The organism is Mycobacterium sp. Root265 (assembly GCF_001428895.1).
In the GTDB taxonomy this organism is placed as follows: domain Bacteria; phylum Actinomycetota; class Actinomycetes; order Mycobacteriales; family Mycobacteriaceae; genus Mycobacterium.
This window is the reverse complement of record NZ_LMJA01000012.1, coordinates 1-24,108: the sequence shown is the minus strand read 5'-3', so window position 1 is coordinate 24,108 and position 24,108 is coordinate 1. Positions and strand designations below refer to the sequence as shown.

The 24,108-nt window shown below is 67.0% G+C and carries 22 protein-coding genes; 12 read left to right on the top strand and 10 right to left on the bottom strand.

Features of this window, described 5'->3' with window-relative positions:
* Positions 1–28 precede the first annotated feature (28 nt).
* A complete protein-coding gene (locus ASE48_RS12335; RefSeq protein ID WP_057167384.1) occupies positions 29–949 on the top strand; it encodes a LysR family transcriptional regulator in 921 nt (306 codons plus the stop codon).
* A 13-nt stretch (positions 950–962) separates the two neighbouring features.
* Here ASE48_RS12335 and ASE48_RS12330 read toward each other — a convergent pair whose 3' ends face one another.
* The 3 genes from ASE48_RS12330 to ASE48_RS12320 all read right to left on the bottom strand — a co-directional run bounded on the left by ASE48_RS12330 (position 963) and on the right by ASE48_RS12320 (position 3,849).
* Positions 963–2,195, bottom strand: a complete 1,233-nt coding sequence (locus tag ASE48_RS12330) for an amidohydrolase family protein (RefSeq protein ID WP_057167383.1) — start codon at positions 2,193–2,195, stop codon at positions 963–965.
* Positions 2,196–2,281: 86 nt separating this feature from the next.
* Positions 2,282–3,427: a thiolase family protein gene (locus ASE48_RS12325; protein WP_057167382.1), complete on the bottom strand. Its 1,146-nt coding sequence runs from the start codon at positions 3,425–3,427 to the stop codon at positions 2,282–2,284.
* Positions 3,427–3,849 carry a Zn-ribbon domain-containing OB-fold protein gene (locus tag ASE48_RS12320; RefSeq protein ID WP_057167736.1) on the bottom strand — a complete coding sequence of 141 codons (423 nt, stop codon included), beginning with the start codon at positions 3,847–3,849 and terminating at the stop codon, positions 3,427–3,429. The genes ASE48_RS12325 and ASE48_RS12320 overlap by 1 nt, the downstream gene beginning before the upstream one ends.
* 101 nt (positions 3,850–3,950) lie before the next feature.
* On the opposite strand from ASE48_RS12320, the gene ASE48_RS12315 reads away from it, so the two are divergent.
* Positions 3,951–6,143, top strand: a complete 2,193-nt coding sequence (locus ASE48_RS12315) for a molybdopterin-dependent oxidoreductase (RefSeq protein ID WP_156409196.1) — start codon at positions 3,951–3,953, stop codon at positions 6,141–6,143.
* A gap of 48 nt (positions 6,144–6,191) precedes the next feature.
* Positions 6,192–7,727: an aldehyde dehydrogenase family protein gene (locus ASE48_RS12310; protein WP_057167380.1), complete on the top strand. Its 1,536-nt coding sequence runs from the start codon at positions 6,192–6,194 to the stop codon at positions 7,725–7,727.
* Here the strand turns inward: ASE48_RS12310 and ASE48_RS12305 are convergent.
* Entirely contained in the window at positions 7,718–8,407 is a 690-nt protein-coding gene (locus ASE48_RS12305) for a TetR/AcrR family transcriptional regulator (protein ID WP_057167379.1), read from the bottom strand. The two genes, ASE48_RS12310 and ASE48_RS12305, sit on opposite strands and share 10 nt — an antisense overlap.
* A 14-nt stretch (positions 8,408–8,421) precedes the next feature.
* Complete coding sequence (locus ASE48_RS12300; protein ID WP_057167378.1) at positions 8,422–9,645, bottom strand: cytochrome P450; 1,224 nt, start codon at positions 9,643–9,645, stop codon at positions 8,422–8,424.
* 160 nt (positions 9,646–9,805) lie between these two features.
* On the opposite strand from ASE48_RS12300, the gene ASE48_RS12295 reads away from it, so the two are divergent.
* Positions 9,806–11,281 (top strand): coniferyl aldehyde dehydrogenase, encoded by a 1,476-nt coding sequence (locus ASE48_RS12295; protein WP_235571102.1) that lies wholly within the window; start codon positions 9,806–9,808, stop codon positions 11,279–11,281.
* Here ASE48_RS12295 and ASE48_RS12290 read toward each other — a convergent pair.
* Genes ASE48_RS12290 through ASE48_RS12280 form a run of 3 tightly spaced genes read right to left on the bottom strand, consistent with a single transcriptional unit; the run spans position 11,268 to position 14,519 of the window.
* Positions 11,268–12,932, bottom strand: coding sequence for an acyl-CoA synthetase (locus ASE48_RS12290; protein WP_057167377.1), 1,665 nt, complete (start codon positions 12,930–12,932; stop codon positions 11,268–11,270). The genes ASE48_RS12295 and ASE48_RS12290 overlap by 14 nt on opposite strands.
* Positions 12,925–13,515 carry a cysteine hydrolase gene (locus ASE48_RS12285; RefSeq protein WP_057167376.1) on the bottom strand — a complete coding sequence of 197 codons (591 nt, stop codon included), beginning with the start codon at positions 13,513–13,515 and terminating at the stop codon, positions 12,925–12,927. The genes ASE48_RS12290 and ASE48_RS12285 overlap by 8 nt, the downstream gene beginning before the upstream one ends.
* Positions 13,512–14,519 (bottom strand): aromatic ring-hydroxylating oxygenase subunit alpha, encoded by a 1,008-nt coding sequence (locus ASE48_RS12280; protein ID WP_057167375.1) that lies wholly within the window; start codon positions 14,517–14,519, stop codon positions 13,512–13,514. Before ASE48_RS12280 ends, ASE48_RS12285 begins: the two co-directional genes overlap by 4 nt.
* 84 nt (positions 14,520–14,603) lie before the next feature.
* Between ASE48_RS12280 and ASE48_RS12275 the strand changes: the two genes are divergently transcribed.
* The 5 genes from ASE48_RS12275 to ASE48_RS12255 are packed head-to-tail and all read left to right on the top strand — an operon-like array spanning position 14,604 to position 19,541.
* On the top strand, positions 14,604–15,425 hold the full coding sequence (locus ASE48_RS12275) for a mycofactocin-coupled SDR family oxidoreductase (RefSeq protein WP_057167374.1): 822 nt from the start codon (positions 14,604–14,606) through the stop codon (positions 15,423–15,425).
* A gap of 1 nt (position 15,426) precedes the next feature.
* Complete coding sequence (locus tag ASE48_RS12270) at positions 15,427–15,861, top strand: nuclear transport factor 2 family protein (protein WP_057167373.1); 435 nt, start codon at positions 15,427–15,429, stop codon at positions 15,859–15,861.
* Between the two features lie 33 nt (positions 15,862–15,894).
* On the top strand, positions 15,895–16,875 hold the full coding sequence (locus tag ASE48_RS12265) for an NAD-dependent epimerase/dehydratase family protein (protein ID WP_057167734.1): 981 nt from the start codon (positions 15,895–15,897) through the stop codon (positions 16,873–16,875).
* Positions 16,862–18,472, top strand: coding sequence for a flavin-containing monooxygenase (locus ASE48_RS12260; RefSeq protein ID WP_057167372.1), 1,611 nt, complete (start codon positions 16,862–16,864; stop codon positions 18,470–18,472). Before ASE48_RS12265 ends, ASE48_RS12260 begins: the two co-directional genes overlap by 14 nt.
* On the top strand, positions 18,429–19,541 hold the full coding sequence (locus ASE48_RS12255) for an alpha/beta hydrolase (RefSeq protein ID WP_057167371.1): 1,113 nt from the start codon (positions 18,429–18,431) through the stop codon (positions 19,539–19,541). Before ASE48_RS12260 ends, ASE48_RS12255 begins: the two co-directional genes overlap by 44 nt.
* Here ASE48_RS12255 and ASE48_RS12250 read toward each other — a convergent pair.
* Entirely contained in the window at positions 19,538–20,137 is a 600-nt protein-coding gene (locus tag ASE48_RS12250) for a TetR/AcrR family transcriptional regulator (RefSeq protein WP_057167370.1), read from the bottom strand. The two genes, ASE48_RS12255 and ASE48_RS12250, sit on opposite strands and share 4 nt — an antisense overlap.
* Positions 20,138–20,203: 66 nt before the next feature.
* On the opposite strand from ASE48_RS12250, the gene ASE48_RS12245 reads away from it, so the two are divergent.
* From ASE48_RS12245 to ASE48_RS12235, 3 genes are read left to right on the top strand one after another with little or no spacing between them, the layout of a single operon-like run.
* Positions 20,204–21,271: a phosphotransferase gene (locus ASE48_RS12245; RefSeq protein ID WP_057167369.1), complete on the top strand. Its 1,068-nt coding sequence runs from the start codon at positions 20,204–20,206 to the stop codon at positions 21,269–21,271.
* Entirely contained in the window at positions 21,268–21,639 is a 372-nt protein-coding gene (locus ASE48_RS12240; protein WP_057167368.1) for a nuclear transport factor 2 family protein, read from the top strand. The genes ASE48_RS12245 and ASE48_RS12240 overlap by 4 nt, the downstream gene beginning before the upstream one ends.
* Entirely contained in the window at positions 21,636–22,673 is a 1,038-nt protein-coding gene (locus ASE48_RS12235) for a TIGR03857 family LLM class F420-dependent oxidoreductase (protein ID WP_057167733.1), read from the top strand. The genes ASE48_RS12240 and ASE48_RS12235 overlap by 4 nt, the downstream gene beginning before the upstream one ends.
* Before the next feature lie 176 nt (positions 22,674–22,849).
* On the opposite strand, the gene ASE48_RS12230 is transcribed toward ASE48_RS12235, so the two are convergent.
* On the bottom strand, positions 22,850–24,055 hold the full coding sequence (locus tag ASE48_RS12230; RefSeq protein WP_057167367.1) for an IS481 family transposase: 1,206 nt from the start codon (positions 24,053–24,055) through the stop codon (positions 22,850–22,852).
* Positions 24,056–24,108 lie beyond the last annotated feature (53 nt).

The window sequence follows — 24,108 nt, the reverse complement described above, 5'->3', positions numbered from 1 at the left end:
AAATGCACATCCGATGTAGCATTTCTTAATGGATCTGGACCCGCGCCGGCTGCGCTATCTGCTGGCCGTGGCGCGTGCAGGCGGCGTCCTCGCCGCGGCGGACGAACTGCGCCTGACGCCGTCGGCGGTGTCCCAGCAGATCTCCCGGCTGGAACGCGAAACCGGCCGGGTGCTGATGACGCGCACCACCCAGGGATCGGCCCTCACGCCGGAGGGCTGGGCGCTGGCCGAGGCCGGTCAGCAGATCGAGCAGACGCTGGCGGCCGCCGAGGCCAGGCTGGCGCGCGGTGATGCCGAGGTTCACGGCACCATGCGCATCGGTGGGTTCCAGAGTTTTCTGAGCGCAGTCATCGCCCCGGCGCTGCCGGAGTGGCGTCGCGTCCAACCCGATGTGCGCATCGAACTCGTCGAGGACGAGGAAGACGAGCTGATGCGCTCCATGAAGTCCGACGAGTTGGACGCTGCCATCGTGGAATTGGACGCCGAGGACACGCCCCGGCGACTGCCGGTGGGCATGACCGAGGTGCCCCTGCTCGATGATCCCTGGAAGCTGGTGGTGCCCGCGGGCACCCTGGCCCCGGACGTCACCGAGATCAGCAAGCTCAATCTGCCCTGGCTCGGGGTCGGGACCTCGGCGGCCAGCACGCGCGCCATTGCACGCCTGCGCCGGGCCACCGGCATGGATCAACCCACCGCCCACCGCTATTTCAACACCCAGACCGGACTGGCGCTGGTGGCGGCGGGCGAGGGCATGGCGCTGATCCCGATGCTGGCGTTGCAGGGCCTGCCCCAGGACGGGGTGGACTGGCTGGACGTGCCGGGCCTCGGGATGCGCAGGATCGTGATGCGCAGCTACACCCGCAGTAGGCAGTCGAGTGACCTGATCAACGCCATGGTCGGGCTCATCCGTGACGCGGTGGCCAACATCACCTTCGAACCGACCAGCTGAGCACGCGCTGTGATCAGGCGCGGGCCATCACCGGCGGTTTGACGGCCTCGGGGTCCGGGTTGGCGAGGGGCAGGCCCATGAACCGGCGGGCGTTGTCGCCCATGAAATCGTAGGTGCGCCGGACGTCCATGCCCTCGGCGTACTTCCAGAACCCCTTCGGCTCGGTGAGCCCCTCGGGATGCGGATAGTCCGACCCGAAGAGCACCTTGTCCCAGCCGACGGTGTTGACCACATCGGAGACACAGCCCTCCCAGAACGGGCTGACCCAGATGTTGCGGCGGAACACGTCGTGCGGATGCTCGGGGAAGTTCTGCGGCATCTTCTTCTGCAGATCCTCGAAATCGTGGAACAGCGGGTAGATCCAGCCGCTGCCGTTCTCGACGCTCGCGACCCGCAGCTTCGGGAACCGGGTGAAGGTGCCGTGGCAGATCAGCGCGGTGATCATGTCGGCGATCTCGCGGTGCCCCAGCACCATCCAGCGGAAGGCGCTCTGCGTCATGAAGTTCTGGGTGTACGGCGGTTCCCACTTGCCGACGTAATCGTCCAGCGGCGGGTAGCTGGCGTGCAGCACGATCGGCAGACCGGCGGCCTCCACGTCGCGCCAGAACGGGTCGAACTCCGGAAGCGCGGGGGAGCGCCAACCGTGCAGACCGTTCACCGGGCCCGGCTTGATCAGGGCCACCCTGGCGCCGTTCTCCAGCAGCCAGGCCAACTCCCGCTGGGCGGCGTCCACCTCGGACAGGTTGATGATCGGGGTGGTGAACACCCGGTTGCGGTAATTGAAGGACCAGTGCTCGAGAATCCACTCGTTGAGTGCGTGCACGATGGCCAGCGTCAGCGCGGGATCGTCGGCGCTGGAATGCTCCACCAGGCTGCCCAGGGTCGGGTAGTTCAGCGCCTCGGTGACGCCCTGGCGGTCCAATTCCGCGACGCGCGCCTCGGGGTTGCGGGTGGCCTCGGGTGCCTCGATGGCCTTGCCCTGCATCTCGCGCAGTGTCAGGCCCTCGGTGTTCTCGCCGGCGAAGAACTTCTCATGTGCCCCCGGCGCAGCAACCCGCTCGAACGTCGGATTCGGGATGAAATCGGTGACCCGGTTGTTGATCACGATCCTGGTCTGCCTGCCGAACTGGGCGTATTGCACAGCGCGGCTGTACTTCTCGGGCAGGAACTTGACCAGGGCATCGGCGGTCTCGTACATGTGCTGGTCGGCGTCGAAGATCGGTGCGTCCCGGAACTGTTCGGTCATGGTGATGTCTCCCTATCCGGCGAGCAGACGCAAATGGCGCTCAAATGGCATGATTTCGGACCATTCACGTCTGCTCGCGGTGAATGTCAGAGGGTCAGGACGGTGGCGCCCGCGGTGCCGGGCGCGCCGTACAGCTGGGCGAAACCGACCTTGGGCTCGCCGGGAACCTGGCGATCGCCGGCCTCGCCGCGCAGCTGGCGCACCAGCTCGTGGATCTGGCGCAGCCCGGACGCGCCGATCGGCTCACCGTTGGCGATCAGCCCGCCGTCGGTGTTCACCGGCAGTGAGCCGCCGATCTCGGTGGCGCCGTCGGCCAGCAGCTTCTCCTGGTCGCCATGAGCGCAGAATCCGCATTCGGCCATGTGGATGATCTCGGCACCGGCATCGGTGTCCTGCAGTTGCACCACGTCGACGTCTTCGGGTGCGACACCGGCCTTTTCGAACGCGGTACGTGCGGCGTACACCGTGGGGGCGACGTCCTCGACGACGGGGGCGCAGGTGGTGTTCACCTCGTAGGCCCCGTAGCTGCGGGTGCGGATCTCGACGGCCCGCAGATACACCGGCTTGTCGGTGTACTTGTGGGCCAGATCGGCCCGGCACATCACCACCGCCGCCGCGCCTTCATCGGGGGCGCAGAACATGTACTGGGTCAGCGGGTAGTTCAGCATCGTCGAGTTGAGGATGTCGTCCTCGGCGATGGGTTTGCGCCGGAAGGCATTCGGGTTCAGGGCGCCGTTGCGCAGATTCTTGTTGGCGACCTTGGCCAGGGTGCGTGCCGAGATGTTGTGGTCGTGCAGGTACCGGTTGGCCTTCATGCCGAAGAACTGGGTGGTCAGGTACTGGCCGTTCTCGGCGTACCAGGCCGGCATGCCGACCAGACCCGGATCCTCGGTGAAGGCGCCGCGGGGGTGCTTGTCCAGTCCGACGGCGATCCCGATGTCGTAGTCGCCGAGACGGATACCGTCCGCGCACACCTTGGCCGCGCTGGCCGCGGTCGCGCAGGCGTTGAAGACGTTGGTGAACGGGATGCCGGAGAGCCCGACCATGCCCACGATGGCATCGGGGTTGGCGACCGTCCAACTGCCGCCGGTGGCGGCACCGATGTCCTTCCAATCGACCCCGGCGTCATCGACGGCGGCGAAGATGGCGTCCACGCCCATCGCAAGAGCCGATTTGCCTTCGAAGCGGCCGAACGGGTGCAGGCCGACACCGATGATCGCTACGTCGTACATCAGGCTCCCTCAACAGGTGCGAAGGCGAAAGTGATCAACTCGTCACCTTCGGCGTCGGTGGCGAACGGAATCATGGTCAGTTCGACCTCCATGCCGAATGTCAGCTTGGCCGGGTCGTTTTCGGTGAGCCGCCCTTCGACCCGGAGGACATCCCCGAGCTGGACCAGCCCGACGCCGAACGGCACGAAGTCCTTGCCGGTGGGTCCCTTATAGGGCGGACCGGGCGCAAAGCCCTGGGTGGTCCAGGCGACCAGGGTGCCGCGCCGGGGCAGGTGCTCAGGGCTCATCGCGGCACTGCTGCAGCCGGGGCAGCGCCGCTGCACCGGGAACGTCGTCGCGCGACAGGACCCGCAGCGGCTACCGATCAAGGCGGGCTCGGCGTCGGGCCACGTCGAAATCTCGGTCGCCAGCGCCTTCTGCATCTCGTTCTCCTTGAGAAACTGCGAACTCCACATGCCAACTGTAATTCTTACAGTAGCGTACTTGGTGGCCGGCCCCCGACGCCACGGAAGTGCGGTGAATGATGGCTACCAGCATCGAACACAAGCCGACGTTCTGCCGGATCTGCGAGCCGCTGTGCGGGATGATCGCGACTGTCGAGGACGGGCGCCTGACCGCGCTGCGGCCGGACAAGGAGCATCCGCTGTCGGCGGGGTTCGCGTGCCAGAAGGGCATCGCGTTCACCGAAGTGGTCAACGATCCGGACCGGGTCACCACCCCGCTCAAGCGCACCCCCGACGGCTTCGAAGCGGTGAGCTGGGACTCCGCACTCGACGATATCGCCGCGCGGTGCGACGCGATCCACCGCAGGCACGGTTCCGGCGCGTTCGGCTGGTACATGGGCAATCCGGCCGCCTTCAGCTACGCCCACCTCTTCGGGGCGATGGCCTTCGCCGAGGGGGTGGGCCGGCACAGTCACTTCTTCACCTCCTCCTCGCAGGACACCAGCAGCCGGCTACTGGCCAGCCAGTTCCTCTACGGCTCCCCGATGACGGTGCCGATCCCGGATCTGATGCGCACCGATCTGCTGGTGCTGATGGGCGCGAATCCGGTGGTGTCCCATGGCAGTTTTCTGACCGCCCCGCGGATCAAGGACCGCATGCACGACATCGTGCGCAAGGGCGGCCGGGTGGTGGTGATCGATCCGCGCCGCAGTGAGACCGCAGCGCAGTTCGAGTGGCTGGGCGTCATCGCCGACAGTGATGCCTACCTGTTGCTCTCGGTGCTGCAGGTGTTCTTCGCCGAGGGACTGGTCAGCGGGATCGGCCGGGCACAGTCCCGCGGGCTGGACTGGCTGGACGCCGAAGTCGCGTCGTTCACGCCGGAAGCCACCCAGGTGCACACCGGGGTTACGCCGGATGCGGTGCGCGCGTTGGCGCGTGATCTCGCCGCGGCGCCCCGGGCGGCGGTGTACGGGCGTCTGGGCACCTGCGTGGGGCGCAACGGCACCCTGGTCACCTATCTGATCGACGCGGTGAATCTGGTGGCGGGCAACCTGGACCGCCCAGGCGGCAGCGTGTTCAGCACGCTGGGAATCCCCGGGCAGAAATGGGGTTCGAAGCTGATGGGCGCCTCCTTGCGGCGCACATACCGCACCAAACGCACCCGGATCGGCGGTATGCGAACGGTCATCGGCGCCGAACCCGCCGCGCTGATGGCCAAGGAGATCACCACCCCGGGACGCCGGCAGATCCGGGCGATGTTCGTCGGTGCCGGCAACCCGGTGCTGTCGTTGCCCAACGGTGCGGAACTGGAGGATGCGCTGGAATCCCTGGACCTCATGGTCGGCCTCGACCTGTACGTGAACGAGACCCACGCGCACTGCGACTACGTCCTGCCGGTCACCACGATGTACGAGCGCGACGATTTCGCCGTCACGTTCCAGCAGTTCCAGGCCACCCCGTTCCGCCAGGCCACCGACGCGGTCGTCGCGCCGGCCGGGCAATGTCGCACCGAATGGGACATCATCGTGGACCTGATCTCACGAATTCAGCTGCGCACACCGGTTTTCGCCGCGCTGCGGGTGGGTCAGCGGATGGCCGGACGCGGCGGTCGACGGTTGAGCCCGCGTCCGGTGGTCGACATGATGATCCGAATGGCCGACGGGGGAGATCGGTTCGGGCTGCGCCGCGACGGACTGAACTTTCGCCGGTTGGCCACCGCACACCCGCACGGCGTGGTGGTGGCGCCGAACATCCGGACCGGCGTGCTCGACGAGGTGGTCGCCTACCGGCACGGCAAGGTCGAGTTGGCGCATCGCGATATCGGCGATGAGATCGTCGCACTGACGCGGCGCGCGCGGCCCGCGGGATTTCCGATGCGGATGATCGGGATGCGCGAGCCCCGCTCGGAGAACTCGTGGATGCACAACGCGCCGCTGCTGATGCGCGGGGAGCGCACCCAGCGGGCACTCATGCATGTCGATGACGCCGCCGCCCGCAACATCGCCGACGGCGACACCGCGACGGTGCGCTCACCGTTCGGCGAGATCGCTGTGCCGGTGGCGCTGACCGTCGATATCGTGCCGGGAACCATTGCGATTCCGCACGGTTGGGGTCATCGGGGGACCGGTGGCTGGCGGATCGCCAACCGGGCCGGCGGTGTCAATGTCAACCAGCTGATGTCCAGTGACCCGGCCGATGTCGAGGCCCTGGCCGGGATGTCGTGGCTGACCGGAGTGCCGGTGCAGGTGGCGCCGGTGACCATTGCGCACTGAGATACTGTAACGTTTACTGTTGATGCATTCGGCCTGGGAGGTCTTCTGGTGAGTGAGGTGGTGGCGGATGCGTCGAGTGTCGACATCGGGCGCCGCGCGGCGGACCGCGCCGAGATGCGGATGCTCATCGACGGTGAGCTGACCGCCGCGGCCTCCGGTGCGGCGTTCGACAATCTCAGCCCGGCAACAGGTTTGCTGCTCGGCAGCACCTCGGCCGCCGGTCCCGAGGATATGGATCGCGCCATCGGCGCGGCCCGGCGCGCCTTCGATGGCACCGACTGGTCCACCAACCGCGCACTGCGGCAGCGAGCACTGCTCCAGTTGCAGGACGCCATCGAAGCCGAAACCGAAGAGCTGCGTGAGGAACTGATCGCCGAGGTCGGCTGCCCGGCGATGACGACGCAGAACGCGCAACTCGACTGGCCCCTCGCCGACGCGCTGCGCTACCCGGCCCGGCTGATCGACGAGTTCGAATGGGAACGGCGCCTCGACGGTGGCGGCCTGTTCGGTGAGCGCAACGCGCGCACCGTGGTCAAGGAGGCCGTCGGCGTCGTCGCCGCCATCACGCCCTCCAACTTCCCCATCGAGGTCATCCTCAACAAGCTCGGCCCGGCGCTGGCGGCCGGCAACACCGTGGTGCTCAAGCCGGATCCGAACACCCCGTGGAACGCCACCCGGCTCGGGCGCCTCATCGCCGAGCGCACCGACATTCCGGCCGGGGTGATCAACGTGGTGCCCACCCCGTCCAATGAGGTGGCCGGGCTGCTCGGCACCGACCCCCGCGTCGACATGGTGTCGTTCACCGGGTCCACCGCGGTGGGCAGGCACCTGATGCGGGTCGGCGCCGACACCATGAAGCGCACCTTCCTCGAACTGGGCGGCAAGTCCGCGATGATCGTCCTCGACGACGCCAACCCGGCGCACATCATCCCCGGCGCGATCGGCGCCTGCGTGCACGCCGGGCAGGCCTGCGCGGCGAACACCCGGATGCTGGTGCACCGCAGTCTGTTCGACGAGGCCGTCGCCAATGTGACGATGGCCTTCGGCGGGGTACCCGTGGGTGACCCGGCGCTTCCGACCACCCTGGTGGGGCCACTGATCAGCGCGGCGCAGAAGCAGCGGGTGCTCGACGCCATCGAGGGTGCTCGACGTGACGGCGCCGAGATCGTCGTCGGTGGCGGCGTACCCGACGGGCTGCCCGACCACCTGGCCAACGGGCATTTCGTGGCGCCGACGGTGATCCTGGGGGCGGACCCGGGATCATCCATCGCGCAGGACGAGGTGTTCGGTCCGGTGCTGGTGCTCATCCCGTTCGACGATGACGACGACGCGGTGCGGCTGGCCAACGACAGCGCCTTCGGACTGGCCGGTGCGGTGTTGTCCAAGTCCCCGGAACGCGCGATGGGCGTCGCCCGGCGGATCCGGACCGGTGCCATCGGCGTCAACGGCGGCATGTACTACGGCGCCGACGCACCGTTCGGCGGTTTCAAGAACAGCGGCGTCGGCCGGCAGTGCGGTATCGAGGGTTTCGCCCAGTACACCGAGACCAAGACCATCGGGTGGCGCCTGCCCCGTCAGGGTTGACGCGCCAGCATCTCGGCGTGGTCGAGGATGCACTCCAGCACGTAGTCGAAGTTGATGTCGTCGGCCACGCCCATCCGGTGGCCGCGGCCGGTGGCCTCGGCGATGAACGGGGTGGCGGCCGGATCGATGAGATTGCGCTCGCCGTCCCGGCGCGGTGCGATACCGGGCATCTTGTCCTGCAGGCGTTCCATGATGACCGTGCCGCGCACATGGGTGGCGATCGCCGAGTAGGTGTCGAAGGCCTGCTCGGAGGTCAGCCCGGCGCGCACCAGGGCGGCCACCGGCGGCTCGAGCTTCTGGATGGCGCCCTGCACCGCCGCACGTCCATAGGATCCGCGGATCAGGATCAGATCACACAGAATCGGATTGCCGCGGAATGTCTTTCGCATGATCCGCGCGTGGTGTGCCAGCGATTCCCGCCAGTTGTCCGCATCGATGCTCGGTGCGGTGAAGTCGTACTCGTCGAGGGCCCGGTTGGTCATCGCGTCGAGCAGGTCATCCTTGCGGCGGAAATACCAGTAGATGCTGGTGACGCCGACATCGAGATGTTTGGCCAATTGCGGCATGCTGAGGTGGTCGATCGACACGTCGGCGGCGACGTCGAACGCGCCGGACAGGATCTCCTCGACACTGATGGACCCGCGTTCACGACGCTGTCTTTTCGTTGCGGGTCTGCTCACGGTGCCTCCCGTGCTCAGGTGATCGGTCGGAACGTGACGGGTACGGCCGTGGGCGAGCGGAACGGCTGACCGAAGATGTGGGGGTCCGCGCCGGCGTCGAGTTCGAGGTCGGTGACCCGGTCGAGCAGGCATTCGATGGCGACCCGGGTCTCCATCCGGGCCAGGTGAAGACCGAGGCAGGTGTGCTCGCCGGCGGCAAAGGTGATGTGCGGCACGCGCTTGCGGAAAATGTCGAATTTCTCGGCCCGTTCCCAGCGGGCCTCGTCGCGATTGGCGGCGCCGATGCACACATCGATGACCGCCCCGGCGGGGAGCTCGACGCCGTCGAGTTCGGTGGCCACGCTGGCCGAACGCTGCACGGTGGTCAGCGGTGTCTCATAGCGCAGGCCCTCTTCGATCGCCTGGCCGAGGAGTTCGTGGTCGGCCTGCACCGCGGCGAACTGATCGGGATGGGTCAGCAGCAGGTAGAGCAGATTGCCCGAGGAGCGGAAGGTGGTCTCCAGGCCGGCCGGCAGCAGCAGTCGCAGGAACGAGTAGATCTCTTCGTCGGTGAGCTTCGCGCCTTCGACCTCGGCGGTCACCAGATCACCGATGATGTCATCGGTGGGCGAGGACCGGCGCAGATCGATCTGGTTGACGAAGTAGTCCTTCAGCGCCGCAGAGGCTTCGAAGGCACGCTTGTACTTGACGTGGTAGCTGATCAGCTCGACGGCCCGGGCGCGGAACCAGGCGAGATCCTCTTCGGGCAGACCCAGCAGCTTGGAGATCACCCGGGTCGGGAATTCGAAGGTGAAGTCGCGGACCAGGTCCGCGCGTCCGGTCTCGATGAACTCATCGATGAGTTGTTCGCAGATGGGGCGGACGATCTCGGGCTCCCAGCGCTTCAGTGACTTCGCCTTGAACGCGGTGGTGACCAGATTGCGGTGTGCGCGATGCAGCGTGCCTTCCATCGCCAGGATGGACGGGCCGATGAACAGCCCGATGGTGTCGTCGTAGATCTTGGAGTTGAACGACTTGCTGTCCCGGAAGACGGTGTTGACGGCGTCATAGGACACCGCCGCGTACTGGTTCTCGGGCCGGAACTCGTAGGGTGTCTTGGACCAGTCCATGACACTGCCGGCGAAGACGCCGTGGCGGGCGCGGTGTGCGGCGAAGAACGGGTACGGGTCGCGGAGCAGGTTGACCGTGTCGCCCAAATCCGCCAAGAGATCGCTCTCGTCCTGCGTCTGGCTGTCCACGCGCGCTACCTGCCTTCGTGCCGTCATCCGCGTTAATACTGTAACACTTACAGTAACACGTCCCGTCCGTTCGAAACATAGCGTTTTCCTCCTGCGATGGTCTGCCGCCCGCCGCGGACCGCTGCTGCTACCGTGAGCGTTACCGGAGGGAGTTCAGGATATGAGCACAACCGACCAGCGCATCGAGCACGAGGTCGACGCCCGGGCTCTGCTGGAACGTCAGCGGCGGGCGTTCATCGCCGCAGGCCCGCCGAGCGTGGCCCTGCGCCGAAACCGCATCGACCGGCTGCTGGCGCTGGTGCTGGAGAACACCGACGCGTTCGTCGACGCGATGGCCGCCGACTTCGGCACCCGGTCGCGCGCGGCATCGTTGTTCACCGAGGTCGTCGGCATCATCCCGGTCATCGAACACACCAGGGCCCATGTACCGCACTGGATGAAGGCCACCAAGCTGATGCGCGCGGGGCGCGTCGCCGGGCTGCGCGCCGAGGTCGAACCGTCCCCGCTGGGCGTCGTCGGCATCATCGGGCCGTGGAACTTCCCGCTCAATCTCGTGGTGCTGCCCGCATCGGCGGCCTTCGCCGCCGGCAACCGGGTGATGATCAAGATGTCCGAGGTCACCTCGGGCACAGCGGAACTGATGGCGAGGCTGGCCCCGAAGTACTTCGAGGCCACCGAACTCGCCGTGGTCACCGGTGGGCCCGAGGTGGCCGCCGAATTCTCCCGGCTGCCGTTCGACCACCTCTTCTTCACCGGCTCCCCGTCGGTGGGATCGCTGGTACAGCGCGCCGCGTCGGAGAACCTCGTCCCGGTGACCCTGGAACTGGGCGGCAAGAATCCCGTCGTGGTGGCCCCCACCGCGGACATCCAGCGCTCGGCGACGCGAATCGCCCAGGCCCGCATGGTCAATGGCGGCCAGGTCTGCGTCTGCCCGGACTACGTGTTCGTCCCCGATGACAGCGTCGCGCCGTTCATCGACACCGTCCGCCGGACCTGGGCGGGCATGTTCCCCAGCATCATCGGCAATGACGACTACTGCTCAAGTGTCAACGAGGCCAACTTCGACCGCGTGGTCGGACTGATCGACGACGCCCGTGACCGGGGCGCCACCGTGGAATCGGTGGTCCCGACCGGGGAGACACTGCCCGACCGGGTGACTCGCAAGATTGCGCCGACCATTGTCAGCGGTGTCGATGAGCACATGGCCATCGCCTCCGAGGAGATCTTCGGGCCGGTGCTCTCGGTGCTCGGTTACTCGGCGCTCGGCGAGGTCATCGACTACATCAACGCGCGTCCCGCGCCGCTGGTCGCCTACTGGTTCGGCCCGGACGGCGAGACCTTTCGCACCTTTCTGCGCAACACCCGCAGCGGTGGGGTGGCGCGCAACGATTTTGCCGCACAGATGATTCCGTCGGCAGCACCATTCGGTGGGGTGGGTCGCAGCGGTATGGGCGCCTACCACGGTAAGGCGGGCTTCGACGCCTTCAGCCATCAGCGCACGGTGGTGGGCACCGATCTGCCGTTCAGCATGACCGGGTCAGCGGCACCGCCGTTCCGCCGCGGGATGCAGATGTACGCCGATGTAACCCTGAGCATGGCCCGCCGGCGTACCCGGCGTCGGCTCAGGAACCGGTGAGCGCCTGCTCGCGGGCCCACCGGTAGTCTGCCTTGCCCGCCGGGCTGCGCTCGATCACGGGGCGGAACACCACCGCCTTGGGCAGTTTGTAGCGGGCGATGGAACTTTCGGCATGCCGGATGAGCTCCTCGGCGTCGGCCTGTGCGCCCTCGGCGAGCGCGACGACCGCGACCACCTCGGAGCCCCACCGCTCGCTGGGCCGTCCGGCCACCACCACGTCGGCCACCGACGGATGCGAGGCGATGGCCGATTCCACCTCCTCGGCGAAGATCTTCTCACCGCCGGAATTGATGGTGACCGAGTCCCGGCCGAGCAGTTCGACCGCGCCGCTCTCCAGATGCCGGGCCCGGTCACCGGGGACGGCGAACCGCACACCGTCGATCACCGGGAACGTCGCCGCGGTCTTGGCGGCATCGCCCTTGTAACCGAGCGGCACGAAGCCGCGTTGGGCCAGCCAGCCGAGTCCGTCGTGGGCCGGCGGCAGGATCGCGGTGAAATCCTCTGCCACCACACAGGTGTCCGGCCCGGCGTTGAAGGTGCCGGTCGACACCGCCCCGGGGGCCGACATGTGGCTCATCTGCGCACCGGTCTCCGAGGAGCCGACACCATCGATCACGATGAGCCCGGGTTTGGCATCGATCAACTGCTGCTTCACATACGGGGTGAGTTGCGCGCCGCCATTGGCCACCACCGCAAGGCTGGAGACATCCGCACTGCCGTCGCGCAGGCTGCGCTGGAGGGCGGCCAGCAGCGGGCGGGCCATCGCGTCACCGACCACGGTGGCCACCAGCACCTGCTCACGCTCGATGGTGCGGACCACGTCATCGGTGTCGAAACGTTCGACGATGCTCGGGAACACCAGCGTCTGCCCGGTGGTGATGGCCGTCATGGCGGCCCACTGCGCGGCGCCGTGAATCAGCGGCGGCAGGATCAGCAGCTTTGTGCCGGGGTTCTCGGTGACCCGGCCGACGATCTCCTCGACCGATCCGGCGCGCTCGCCGGTCATCATGTTGCGGCCGCCGAACGCGGTCATGAAAATGTCGTGCTGGCGCCACAACACGCCCTTGGGCATGCCGGTGGTGCCGCCGGTGTAGAGGACGTAGAGATCGTCGGGGGAGGGCTGCACCGGCGGCGCCGGGGCCTCGGCGGTGACGATCGACTCGTAGTCGACGGCACCGTCGAGCAATTCGTTGCCGGAGCCGTCGGCGATCTGGATGAGCACCTTGAGATGGGGCACCTCGTCGCGGATCTCGGCCACCCGCGGTGCGAACGCGGCGTGATACAGCAGCGCCGACGCCTCGGAATCGGCCAGCAGATACTGCAATTCGTTCTTCACGTAGCGGTAGTTGACGTTGAACGGCGCCACCCGGGCCCGGAACGCGCCGAGCATCCCCTCGACGAACTCCGGGCCGTTGTAGGCATAGATGCCGAGCAGGTCCTGGCCGACCTCGTGCCCGGCCAGCGTGTCACGGTCGGTGTGGCACCCCAGGCCCTGCGCATGCAGATATGCCGCGAGCCGGGTCGACCGCTCGACGATGTGGCCGTAGCTGTAGCGTCGCTCACCCTGGGCCACCAGCGTGCGGTCGGGAATTGCCGCGGCGACGGCCTCGGCCACCGCGGAAACGGTGAACATCGCGGAAACCTCAGCCATGGACGCTCCAGTCTTCGATGAGTGCTGCGGTGGTGGTGATGGTGGCCAGCAGGGCCAGGCTGTTGTCGATGACGGCCTCGCCGTATGCGGCGGGGACACCGGCGACCGCGTCCCGGGGGAGCACCACCCGGTAGCCGGCGTTGACGGCATCCATCACCAGATTGGGGATGGCGATGTTGAGCGAGACACCGACAGCCACGATGGTGGTGACGCCGAGATTGCGCAGGATCGCATCCAGATCGGTGCCGCCCATCGGGCCGAGCCCATGCCAGCGGGACAACACCAGATCTGCCGGCTCCGGACCGAATTCGGGTAGCAGGGTGGCTCCGGCACTGCCGGGGGTGATGTCGACGGCGCGCTTGCCCGCGGCGAACAGCCGGGCGTTGTGATTGGAGCCCAGTCCGTCGGGCCGGCGCTGCACCAGGCAGTGCACGACGTGATGGCCTGCGGCGCGCGCCGCAGGCAGCAGCCGGCCGATATTGGGCAGTGCCACCCGTCGGGCCTCGTCGGCGAGCACGGCCAGCCCGGCGTTCGGGCCGACCACCGCACCCTGCAGTTCCTGGGTGATGACCGCTGTCGTCATACCGGTGTGCCGACCGGCGGGACTTCATAGAATTGTGTCGCCCATTTACGCATGGCCATATACGGTTTCGCGTCGATCTTGGACAGTGACGGCCGCTCGATGTACTTCTGGTAGCGCCAGATGTCGAGGTCGTCCCAGACCGTCACCAGATACTGCTTCTCGACGCGCTTGCGGACATCCTCGGGTGGGATGTCGGAGGTGTCGCCGGGCACCTTGGGCCACCAGATCGAATAGAACATGTTGGACACGTGGTCATCGACCGGGGTGCAGGCGAAGATCAGCCGGTGCTCGGCCGCGCCCTCGAAGGCGCTGATCGCGAAGCCCAGTCCGGAGAAGTGGCTGTGGATGTAGAGCGACATCTTGTCGGGATCATCGCTTCGGGCATCGGGCCAGCCGGTGAGGAACTGCCACTCGTTGTCGACCACCTTCCAGTCCAGGCAGACCGGGGTGACCGTGGCGCGGTGCACATAGCGGAAATGCGCACTGTCAGGCCCGTTCTCGGCCACGATCTGCGGATGCACCGGCTCGTTCTCGGCGAACCGGGAGAACTCGGGGTAAGGGCGGTAGAACGCGTCGGGATCGGTCGGGAACTGCGGGAACTTGTCGAAGATATCGGGCAGTTCCCAGTGCGGGGGCTCGCCGTGCGGCTGGAACCACATGAACACGCAGCCGTGCTGTTCGGCGATCGGATAGGTCCGCAGCCGCAGGCCGCGGTTGGGTTTGTCGGGCTGGTACGGGATGTGGCGGTTGGTGCCGTCGGGTCCCCACCGCCAACCGTGGAAGGGGCACTCGACGCAGTCGCCGACGATCTTGCCGCCGTGACCCAGATGGGCGCCGAGGTGCTTGCAATGGGCTTCCATCAGGTGCAGCGCGCCGTCCTCATCGCGCCAGGCCACCAGGTCCTCACCGAAGTAACGCAACGGACGGGTCTCGCCGGCGACGAATTCGGCCGACCAGCCGATCATGAACCAGCCGGTGACCTTCCAGGTGAACGGAACCTCCACGGGAACACCTTCCAGATCCGAACCTGCTACTGAACAGCTTACAGTAGTATCGTCCGCAAGAGCCGTGAAATGCAAAGGAGCACGATGCCAGGGTTGTTGACCGACAGGGTCGCCTTCATCACCGGCGCCGCGCGTGGCCAGGGCCGCGCCCATGCGGTGCGGATGGCCAACGAGGGCGCCGACATCATCGCCGTCGACATCGCCGGTCCGCTCCCGCCGAAGGTGCCTTATCTGTCGGCGACCCCCGATGAGTTCGCCGAAACGGTCGATCTGGTCAAGGCCAGCGGGCGGCGGATCTTTCACCGCGCTGTGGATGTGCGTGACTACGAGGGCCTCAAGTCCGCCGTCGACGACGGCGTCGCCGAACTGGGCCGCCTCGATGTCATCGTCGCCAACGCCGGCATCACCATCCCCGAGGCCTGGCACGACATCACCCCGGAGTCCTTCCGCGACACCATCGACATCAACGTCACCGGCACCTGGAACACGGTGATGGCCGGCGCCCAGCACATCATCGACGGCGGCAAGGGCGGCTCGATCATCCTGGTGAGTTCGCTTGCGGGCGTGAAGATGCAGGCCTTCATGGTGCATTACACCGCCAGTAAGCACGCCGTCACCGGGATGGCGCGTGCGTTCGCCGCCGAGCTCGGCAAGCACCACATCCGGGTGAACAGCGTGCATCCCGGGCCGGTGAACACCGCGATGGGCACCGGAGACATGGTCGGCGCGCTCGGCAAGGCATTCGAGACCAACCCGCCGCTGGTGCAGATGGGCACCCCGTTCACCCCGAACTGGATGGCCGAACCCGAGGACATCGCCGCGTCGGTGGCGTGGCTGGCCTCCGACGAGGCCCGCCACATCAGCGCGGTGGCGCTGTCCATCGACAACGGAATGGCACAGTTCTGATATGGACGACTACGAGGCGATTCGCCGGCTCAAGGCACGGTACTGCCGGTTCCTGGACACCAAGGACTACGAGGCGTGGAAGGCACTGTTCGCCCATGACGTCGTGGTGAAGCTGGACATGGCGATCTCCACCGGCGGCGCGGACGGCCAGACCGCACCCGACCTGAACGGGCTCGACGCGTTCGTGCCGGTGGTGCTGGGCGGCGTCGAGCACGCGCAAACCAAGCATCACGTGCACACCCCGGAGATCGACCTCACCTCGGACACCACGGCGTCGGCCATCTGGGCCATGGAAGATCTGCTGTTGTTTCCCGATGGCGGTGAGCTTTTCGGTGCCGGGCACTACCACGAGACCTACGAGAAACGCGACGGTGGCTGGGTCATCACCAGCCTGCACCTGACCCGGACCATCCTGCGCTTCACCCAGGCGAAGTAGCCTGCGGTGACCGAGCAGCGCACCGTGCTGGTGATGGGTGCCAGCGGCTTTCTGGGCTCCCATGTCACCCGCAAGCTCGTCGAACGCGGTGACCGGGTACGGGTGCTGTTGCGGGAAAGCAGTTCCACCCGCGCCATCGACGATCTCGACGTCGACCGTCACTACGGTGACATCTTCGACACCGACGCGGTGCGCATCGCGATGCACGGCTGCGATGCCGTCTTCTACTGCGTGGTGGATGCCCGTGCCTGGCTTCGTGATCCGGCTCCGCTGTTCCGCACCAACGTCGAGGGCCTGCGCGGCGTGCTCGACATCGCGGTCGCCGCCGGGTTACCGAAGTTCGTCTTCACCAGCACGATCGGCGCGGTGGCGGTCGGTGACGACGGCCGGGCAGCGACCGAGGACGACCCGTTCAACTGGCCGGGGATCGGCGGTCCCTATGTCGAATCACGGCGTCAGGCAGAAGATCTGGTGCTGAGCTACGCCCGTGAGCGGGGACTGCCCGCCGTCGCGATGTGCGTGTCCAACACCTACGGTCCGCGCGATTGGCAACCCACCCCGCACGGTGCGATGATCGCCGCCGCGGCCCTGGGGCGGGTGCCGGTCTACGTCGACGGTGTCGGCTCGGAGGTCGTCGGCGTCGAGGACGCCGCAGAGGCGCTGGTCCTGGCCGCCGAACACGGCACGGCGGGGGAGCGCTACATCGTCTCCGAGCGCTATATCAGTCAGCGTGAGCTGTTCGCCACGGCGGCACACGCTGTCGGTGAACGCGCCCCGCGTATCGGGCTGCCGGTGCAGGTGCTCTACGCGGTCGGTGCCACCGGCGAGCTGCTCGGCAGAGTGCTGCGCCGCGACACCCCGGTGACGCTCACCTCGGTGCGACTGCTGGATCACACCTCACCGCTGGATCATTCGAAGGCGACCCGCGAGCTCGGCTGGCAACCAGGTCCGGCGACCGAGGCCATTGCCCGGGCGGCAGAGTTCTACGTGGAGAGACACCATGCACGGTTATGACGTCATCATTGTCGGGGCCGGGTTCTCCGGGCTGTATGCACTGCACAAGCTGCGCGAACAGGGCCTGCGGGTGGCGGTTCTGGAGAAGGCCGATGCGGTGGGCGGCACCTGGCTGGTCAACCGCTACCCCGGTGCCCGCTGCGATATCGAGAGCATCGAATACTCCTACAGCTTTTCCGAGGAGATCCAGCAGGAGTGGGTGTGGACCGAATCCATGCCGGCCCAACCGGAGATCGAGGCCTATCTGAACTTTGTCGCCGACCGGCTCGACCTGCGTCGCGATATTGCGTTCGGCACCGAGGTGCTCGGCATGACGTTCGACGAGGACGACGCGGTCTGGCGGCTCGAGGTGGCCGACGGCAGGACCTTCGAGGCGCAGTTCGTGGTGGCGGCCTCGGGCATCCTGTCGGTTCCGCTGGAGCCGAACATCCCCGGGGTGGCCTCCTTCGCCGGCGAGTCGTTGTTCACCAGCCGGTGGCCGGCCGAGGCCGTCGACCTGGCCGGCAAGCGGGTCGGTGTCATCGGCACCGGATCGACTGGGGTGCAGATGATCCCGGTGATCGCGCAGCAGGCCGGTGAGCTCGTCGTCTTTCAGCGCTCGCCGGCGTTCACGCTGCCGTGGACCGTACGCGCCTTCGGCCCGGGCGAACTGGATGATCTGAAGGCCGGCTATGCGGACATCCGCGCGGCTCAGCGTGCGCATCCGGTGGGTGCGGCCCGGCTGTCCGCATTCTCGGTGTTGCTCGACATGCTGGCCAGCCCCCCGATCAAGACGGCAACCCGGGAGGAGCAACTGCGGGCCATCGAGGAGCGCGGTGTCATGGGCGCGCTCAACTGGGGTGACGTCTTCTTCGATATCGAGGCCAACCGGATGGCCACCGCCCTGTACGGCGAGGCGATCGCACGGATCGTGACGGATCCGGACACCGCCGTCGCCCTGGTGCCCACCCACCCGTTCGCCTGTAAGCGCCCGATCATCGATCAGGGCTACTACGAAACCTTCAATCGCGACAATGTGACGTTGGTGGATCTGCGTGCGAACCCGATCCGCGCGGTGACCGAGACCGGGATTTCCACCGGAGCACGCGATATCGACCTGGACGTCATCGTCTACGCCACCGGATTCGACGCCATGACCGGCGCGTTGAGCAAGATGAAGGTGCGCGGCCGTGACGGTGCGCTGCTCGGCGACTACTGGGCCGAGGAGGGGCCGCTGTCCTATCTCGGTCTGGCCGTGGCGGGGTTCCCCAATCTGTTCACCGTGCAGGGGCCGGGGAGTCCCTCTGCGGCAACGAATTTCATCGCAGCGATGGAACAGCACATCGAGTGGATCGCGGACTGCATCGGCCACCTGCGCGAACACGGCTACCGGACCATCGACGCACAGGTCGAGGCGCAGCACGAATGGATCGAGCACGCCACCTCGCTGGTCGCGGCGACGGTACTGGTGCATCCGTCGTGCAACTCCTGGTACAACGGCGCCAACGTGCCCGGCAAGAAGCGGATGTACATGGGTTACACGGCGGGCATCCCGGAGTACCGGCGGCGCTGCGATGAGATCGCGGCCCAGGGCTATCAGGGGTTCACCCTTGCGTAGAGCCATCCAGATCGCGTGGGAACTCGGCGGGGTGCTGCCGCGCTCGGTCGGCGCGCTCAACGGTTCCGGAGATTGGCACAGGTTGTCGCGGGCCGGATTACGGCAACTCGGTGAGGTCGCACTCGACGAGCTGGTGGTCACCGGGATGACATTGACCGGTCCGCCGCCCGAGCTGCCGCGCCCACTGGCGGCCTATGTCGATGCCGCCACCGAGCTCGGCGAACTCGGTGTGGCCGGGGCGCACCGCGATCCGGAGCCACTGCACGTCGACAGCATCGAGCGGCGGACCTTCGGGGCGCTGCGGTTCGAGGAGCTGAGCTTCGTACACACCCCGGCCCTGCCGGAGTCGCTGCTGGCCGATGGCCACGGCGGGGTGGCGACGGCGCGGGTGCGGCTGTACCGGCGTGACGAACAGCGACCCTGGGTGGTCTGGATCCACGGTGCCGGCCAGGGTGACCCGATGGATCTCATGGTGGCGCGGGTGCGCAGACTGGATGCGCTGGGTTTCAACGTCGCGCTCCCGGTGCAGCCCGGGCACGGTGTCCGGCGGCGGGAATGGCCGGAGTATCCGGCGCGGGACCCGCTGGCCAACGTGGCGGGGACGATGCGAGTGGTGTCCGAGGTGCGCGCGCTGATCGGTTGGCTGGCAGCCGATTCGGGATCGGTGACGGTCTCGGGGTTGTCGCTGGGCAGTGCGGTCGCCGCGCTGGTGTCGCGCCTGGACGCCCGCGTCGGCGCGGTGGCGTTGTACACCCCAATCCTCGGGCTCAACGCGATGATCGGACTGCATCTGGGCCGCTGGGGCCAGGCCGGCCGCAGCGCCGCCGAGCAGCTGCAGTCCGACACGGTGTCGGCGATGACCTCGGTGATCGATCCGTTGGCGACCACACCGGTCACCGACCGGCGGCTGATCGTGGGCGCCTGGCACGACCAGATGGCGATGCGCAGCTCGGCGCTGGCGATGCACGAGCGCTGGGGCGGTGAGTTGCACTGGCATGACGGCAGCCATGTCGGGCATCTGTTCTCCGGTGGTGTGCAGACCGCGACCGAGCGGTTCCTGTTGGCCTAGCTGCCGTAGGTGGAGATGATGCGTGTCCGAACGCAGTTGATCTCGTGATCGAGGTCGTGTTCCTCCGGAAGCACCACCCACTGGAACGCGATGCCGAAGATCGAACCGGTGATGTCGCGCACCGCGGCGTCGGCGTCGATGTCGGCGCGCAGTGATCCGTCGGCGATGCCGGCCCGCACCCCGGCGTCCACCTTCTTCGCCGCGCCGCTGAGTTGGTCGCGGACCCCTTCGCGCAGAGGTGAACTCGTCTTCACGGCCTCGAAGGCGGAGACGAACATGGCCCGCGTCACCGACGGGTCCTCGGCGTTGATCTCCTGCACCCGGTCGAAATGGGCAAGCACCTGTGCCAGGCCGGTGGAACCCGGCTCGGGGTCGGGATTCAGCCGTGCCACATACACCTGCTGAAACGCCTCCAGGATGGCGTCCTTGCTGCCATAGCGGGCGTGCACCATCGCTCTGCTGTAGCCGGCGCGCCGCCCGATCTCCGCGGCCGTGGTTGCCTCCCAGCCCTTTTCGACGATCAGTTCGGCGGCGGCCTGCAACAGCAGGCGCGAGGACTGTTCCACACGCTGATACTGGGTGAGGCGCTCGGACACCCTTGCATATTAGACGCTCGACAACTAACTTAGTTGTCGAGCGTCAAATTTCTGCGGAGGTCAAGGATGACATCACCCGCTGTACCCGTCGCGGTCCCGTCGAGCATCGACGAGATCACCGCGCGGTGGCTCACCGACGCGTTGCCCGCAGATGCGACCGTCACCTCGGTGCAGGCGCATCGGATTGCCGAGGACACCGGGTTCTCCGCGCGGCTGTACCGCGTGGCGCTGAGCGGCGATTCCACCCTGCCGACGTCGGTGATCGTGAAGCTGCCCGCGGACTCGGAGGCGCGCGGCGGTATGGAACTGCTCGGCGGATACCGCAGGGAGCTGGCGTTCTACCGTCACATCGCACCTGAGGCACCGATCTCCACGCCCGCCTGCCATGTGGCGCGCATCGACGGTGACACCTTCGTGCTGGTGCTGGAGGATCTGTGCGAGTGGGACAACGCCGACCACCTGGCCGGGCTGTCGATCAAACGCACCACGCTGTGTATCGCCGCGCTGGCCGATCTGCACGCCTGGTCGCAGCGGAACCCACAAACCGTTGGTCTGCAGGAGTTTCCGAATATCGACAACCCACTGACCCGCGACCTGTTCCTGCCGGCCTTCACCCCGGGTTGGCAGCTCTACCTGGATAAGACGGGTCAGCCGGTGCCGCCCGCGGTGGCGCGCTTCGCGGACCGGTTCGCCGAACTGGCGCCGCAGGCACTGGACGCACTGTCGCAGCGGACGATGCTGCTGCACGGGGACATCCGGGCGGACAATCTCTTCTTCCGGGGCGACGAGCTCAAGATCGTCGACTTCCAGCTCGCGGTGCGGGGTGCGGGCGCCGCCGACATCGCCTACCTGGTGAGCCAGGGACTACCCACATCGGTGCGCCGGGGCCAGGACGATGCGCTGGTCCGCGAGTACGTCGCCGCGCTGAGAAGCCGCGGGGTCACCGACTACGAGTTCGAGCAGGTATGGCGGGACTACCGCTTCGCCGTCGCGCTGCTGCTGTTCATGCCGGTGGTGGCGCTGCTGACCTGGGATGTGGTGCCCGAGCGATCGCGACGGCTCTGCGTCACCCTGATCGACCGGGCAGTCGCCGCCATCGACGAGATCGCGGCACTGGAGGAGTTCGACGTATGAGAACCGCCCGTGAGGTCGTCGAGCAGTACAACCTGGTGGTGTGGAACGAGCGTGACTTCGCGCTGGCCGATGAACTGTTGGGGGACACCGTCACCCGTCACGACGTCGGCGAGGTCACGGTGCTGACCCACGCCGAGGCGGTCAGCAGGGTAGTGGACCACTGGGCGATGTTCGAGAGCATCCGGTTCGATCTGAACCTGGTCGTTGCCGGGGATGACGGCGAGCATGTGGCGATCGTGTACCAGTCGCCGATGAGGCTCACCGACGGCACCGAGACGACCATCGGCAGTATGGAGATCTTCCGGGTGATCGATGGGCGGATCACCGAGGTCTGGAATTGTGGCTACAAACAAGGAGTGTGGGCGTGACCGAGAAGGTACTGGACGAGCTGGGCTACTACCTGCTGGCGGGAGCCGGCGGTGAGGGTCCGGCCACGCTGATGGACGAGGCCCGCCGCGGCGAGGAACTCGGATTCGGCACCGGGTTCATCTCCGAGCGCTGGAACGTCAAGGAGGCGTCGTCGCTCACCGGTGCCGCCCTGGCTGTCACGAGCCGCATGCAGATCGCCACCGCCGCAACCAATCACAACACCCGCCACCCACTCATCACCGGGTCGTGGGCCACCACCATGCACCGGCTGTCCGGTGGCCGGTTCACCCTCGGGCTCGGCCGCGGGATCGCGGCGATGTACGGGGCCTTCGGCGTGCCGCCGGTGACGACGGCGCAGATGGAGGATTTCGCTCAGGTGATGCGCCGGTTGTGGCACGGCGAGCTGATCTTCAATCACGACGGTCCGATCGGCAAGTATCAGCTGCTGTTCCTGGACCCCGACTTCAAGGAGGACATCCGGCTGGCGATCGTGGCGTTCGGGCCGCAGACCCTCGCGCTCGGTGGCCGCGAATTCGACGATGTCATCCTGCACACCTACTTCACGCCGGAGACCCTGCAGCGCGCGGTGAAGACGGTCAAGGACGCCGCCGAGCAGGCCGGCCGCAATCCCGACGACGTACGGGTGTGGTCCTGTTTCGCCACCGTCGGCGATCACCTGCCCGAGGAACTGCGGCTGAAGAAGACCGTGGCGCGGCTCGCCACCTACCTGCAGGGTTACGGCGATCTGCTGGTCAACACGAACGGCTGGGATCCCGGAGTGCTGCAACGCTTCCGCGACGACCCCGTGGTGCAGTCCATCGGCGGCGGAATCGACCACAAGGGCACGGCCGAACAGATCGAGCACATCGCCACGCTGATTCCCGACGAGTGGCTGGAACCGTCGGCGACCGGTTCGGCGCAGCAGTGTGTGGACCGGATCCGCAAGGAGTTCGACTACGGCGCGGACGCGGTCATCATGCACGGCGCGACCCCGGACGAGCTCGAACCGATCGTGACCACGTACCGACAGTGATTTGTGGAGTTTTCGTCGGAACCATTCCGATGTGGTGTCTCGGGACATCGCGTACACATATGTCTCAAGACATCGCTCACACTGATGATGCCGGATGGGGTTCACGGTCGCGGTAGGTCCGTGNTTCCGATGTGGTGTCTCGGGACATCGCGTACACATATGTCTCAAGACATCGCTCACACTGATGATGCCGGATGGGGTTCACGGTCGCGGTAGGTCCGTGCGATTCGGTCGCCGGGTTGGTATCGCCGCGTCGGGTCGGCGGTCAGTTCGCGCACTAAGAGAGCGCCGCTAAAGATGGTGATGTGCTCTCCGTCGCGGATGATGTCGCATTCGTGCCCGGCCCAGCGCAATCCGACGTTCACCTTGTACTGACCGACGGTGATCTGCCCGGACGACGGGCTGACGGTGCGCCTAGTGAGCAACAGCGGTGCCTGTAGCGGCCGGTCTACGGGGCGGGCCTTCTCCGTGGCGGTGAATACCTCCACCGGGGTCGYTCCGCGCAGCGCCCGGTGCGGCCTGCGGTGGTTGTAAAGCTCGCGGAAGGTCTCGAGTKGATCGTTGAGCTCGGTGATGGTGGCTGCCCGCGGGCGGACAGCAAGCCATTTCTTCAACGTCTGCCAGAACCGTTCGATCTTGCCGCAGGTCTGCGGGTGATACGGCCTGGAATTGATGGTGCGCACCCCCAAGGCACGCAGGTTGGCCTCGAACACCGACTCATACCCGTGCAACCGCCCGGTATAGACAGATCCGTTGTCCGACAATGAYATCAWGGGCACGCCGCACTCGCCGATGCCGGCCAACATCACCGACCACACCAGCTTCGTGGTCCCCGCGCCGCACCCGGCAACCAAACCGGCAAGGTAACGCGAGTGGTCATCGATACTGCCTGCGATGGCCGCCGGGTTGCCGTCGGCGAGCTGCCATTCGGTCCAGTCGGACTGCCAGCATTCGTTCGGGCGGGCGAACACGAACCGCTTGCTCGCGGATTTAGGGCGTTTGCGTGGCTGGGGCTCGACCAGCCCATGACGACTCAAGATCCGACTCACGGTGGCCCGTGAGGGCACCCCGACAACCCCGCGCCGCTGCAAAGTCCACACGATCGACTGCGGACCGTGATCCAACCCGTCAGCACGCAACTCCACGCGACACGCGATCACCGCGGCCACCACCTCGGGGGCGGTGGCCATCGGGCAGGACACCGGTCGCCGGGACTGCTGCTGCACCAGCGCATCCCAGCCACCGGCCAGAAACCGTTTACGGAGTTTGTAGAACGTCACCCGACTGATCTGCTGCCGCCGGCAGAACTCCGAGACGTTGTCGATCTCGCCGACCAACGCCACCGCCGCACGAATGTCCATCGCCGTCACCTTCTGGGCCATGAACCACTCTGGATCCAACCAGCCCGCTCAGGTGTAAGCGATGTCCCGAGACA

Coding starts and splice junctions, on each gene's coding strand:
- ASE48_RS12335 (WP_057167384.1), top strand. CDS start 29: ATGGATCTGGACCCGCGCCGGCTGCGCTATCTGCTGGCCGTGGCGCGT.
- ASE48_RS12330 (WP_057167383.1), bottom strand. CDS start 2,195: ATGACCGAACAGTTCCGGGACGCACCGATCTTCGACGCCGACCAGCAC.
- ASE48_RS12325 (WP_057167382.1), bottom strand. CDS start 3,427: ATGTACGACGTAGCGATCATCGGTGTCGGCCTGCACCCGTTCGGCCGC.
- ASE48_RS12320 (WP_057167736.1), bottom strand. CDS start 3,849: ATGCAGAAGGCGCTGGCGACCGAGATTTCGACGTGGCCCGACGCCGAG.
- ASE48_RS12315 (WP_156409196.1), top strand. CDS start 3,951: ATGGCTACCAGCATCGAACACAAGCCGACGTTCTGCCGGATCTGCGAG.
- ASE48_RS12295 (WP_235571102.1), top strand. CDS start 9,806: ATGAGCACAACCGACCAGCGCATCGAGCACGAGGTCGACGCCCGGGCT.
- ASE48_RS12290 (WP_057167377.1), bottom strand. CDS start 12,932: ATGGCTGAGGTTTCCGCGATGTTCACCGTTTCCGCGGTGGCCGAGGCC.
- ASE48_RS12285 (WP_057167376.1), bottom strand. CDS start 13,515: ATGACGACAGCGGTCATCACCCAGGAACTGCAGGGTGCGGTGGTCGGC.
- ASE48_RS12275 (WP_057167374.1), top strand. CDS start 14,604: ATGCCAGGGTTGTTGACCGACAGGGTCGCCTTCATCACCGGCGCCGCG.
- ASE48_RS12270 (WP_057167373.1), top strand. CDS start 15,427: ATGGACGACTACGAGGCGATTCGCCGGCTCAAGGCACGGTACTGCCGG.
- ASE48_RS12265 (WP_057167734.1), top strand. CDS start 15,895: ATGGGTGCCAGCGGCTTTCTGGGCTCCCATGTCACCCGCAAGCTCGTC.
- ASE48_RS12260 (WP_057167372.1), top strand. CDS start 16,862: ATGCACGGTTATGACGTCATCATTGTCGGGGCCGGGTTCTCCGGGCTG.
- ASE48_RS12255 (WP_057167371.1), top strand. CDS start 18,429: ATGAGATCGCGGCCCAGGGCTATCAGGGGTTCACCCTTGCGTAGAGCC.
- ASE48_RS12245 (WP_057167369.1), top strand. CDS start 20,204: ATGACATCACCCGCTGTACCCGTCGCGGTCCCGTCGAGCATCGACGAG.
- ASE48_RS12240 (WP_057167368.1), top strand. CDS start 21,268: ATGAGAACCGCCCGTGAGGTCGTCGAGCAGTACAACCTGGTGGTGTGG.